Annotated in this window: 2 protein-coding genes and 1 other annotated feature; both genes read right to left on the bottom strand. The window is 62.7% G+C overall.

Annotation, left to right across the window (positions count from 1 at the left end; genetic code table 11):
* Positions 1-33: 33 nt before the first annotated feature.
* Entirely contained in the window at positions 34-954 is a 921-nt protein-coding gene (locus tag AB0M74_RS35175; RefSeq protein WP_366530629.1) for an IS3 family transposase, read from the bottom strand.
* Positions 862-990 (bottom strand) — a sequence feature (AL1L pseudoknot). (Overlaps the previous gene by 93 nt.)
* Positions 951-1,277 carry a transposase gene (locus AB0M74_RS35170; RefSeq protein ID WP_366530628.1) on the bottom strand — a complete coding sequence of 109 codons (327 nt, stop codon included), beginning with the start codon at positions 1,275-1,277 and terminating at the stop codon, positions 951-953. (Overlaps the previous feature by 40 nt.) The genes AB0M74_RS35175 and AB0M74_RS35170 overlap by 4 nt, the downstream gene beginning before the upstream one ends.
* Positions 1,278-1,330: the final 53 nt, after the last annotated feature.

The raw sequence follows: 1,330 nt of genomic DNA, 5'->3' as shown, positions 1-1,330 counted from the left end.
TGAACCGTCACGGGTAAGGGACCGGCTTCGGTTTCAGACCAGCGCCGGTCGGCGTGGTGATTGTTGAGAGTAGTACGCGGCTTCGTATTCGGCGGGGGTCAGGTAGTCCAGCCGGGAGTGTAGGCGGGCGTTGTTGTACCAGTCTGCCCATTCCATGAGAGCGAATTCGACCTCGGTGAGGGTCTTGAACGGGCCGTGCCGGTTGATGACCTCGGTCTTGAACAACCCGATGATCGATTCCGCCAGCGCGTTGTCATAGGCATCCCCAACCGAACCTATCGATGCCGAGAGTCCTTGCAGAGAGAGGGATTCAGTGAATTTCACCGACGTGTATTGCGACCCGGCATCGGAGTGATGGATCAGACCGGGCTCGATCGGGTGCCCGTAGTGACCACGCCGCCACACGGCCATGTTGAGCGCCTTGGACACCAGCGCGGTCGTTTTCGTGGCGGCGGTGGTCCAGCCGACAATGGCGCGGGAGTAGGCGTCGAACACGAACGCCACATAGGCCCATCCGGTCCAGGTCGAAACGTAGGTGAAATCGGCGACCCATACCAGATTCGGTGCGTCCGAGGTGAAGTCGCGGTTGAGCCTGTCACCGGCGCGCACCGCGTCCTTGCCCGGAATGGTGGTGCGCACCTTGCGGCCTCGCACGATCCCGTTCATGCCGAGCTCACGCATGATCCGGTCCACGGTGCAGAAGGCCACCACGTGGCCCTTCCGGCGCAGATAGCGGGTCATTTTCCGACGTCCGTACATTTCCTCGGGTTGCCCGGCCAGATCGCGTAAGGCGTTCTCCACGTGGGCGTCTGCGATGTCGCGGGCCGAGGGTGGCCGACGGCGGGCTTTGCGGTAGGTCCGCGGCGCGATCTGGATTCCGTGCGCGGACAGCGCTCGGCAGACCGACTCGACGCCATAGACCTGGCGGTATTCGTCGATGAACCCGACGATCAACGCTGTCGCGGGTCGAGTTCCCGCGCGAAAAAAGCCGACGCCAACTTCAGTATCTCATTGGCCTGCTTGAGATCTCGGTTCTCTTTCCGCAGCCGCGCCAATTCCTCACGCTCGACGGTCGACAAATCCGCCGAACCCTTCGCGGTCGACCTGGAGCCCTGCGCGAGCGCCTTTTTCACCCACACTCGCAGCGTCTCGTAATGCACGTCGACCAGCGGTCCGATCGCCCTGGCGGCGGCATACGGGGACTCGAACTCATCGAGGCGTTCGAGGACCAGACGAACGGCCTTCTCACGAACCTCGGGCGGGTAACGCTTCGTCATGATGGGAACCATCTTCCACTAGGAAGAAGCGGCCCCCAACCCGTGACGGTTCA

Origin of the sequence: Nocardia sp. NPDC051463 (assembly GCF_040681975.1) — a bacterium.
In the GTDB taxonomy this organism is placed as follows: domain Bacteria; phylum Actinomycetota; class Actinomycetes; order Mycobacteriales; family Mycobacteriaceae; genus Nocardia.
Note: the sequence above shows the minus strand (reverse complement) of the source record. Positions and strands in the feature narration are given on the sequence as shown.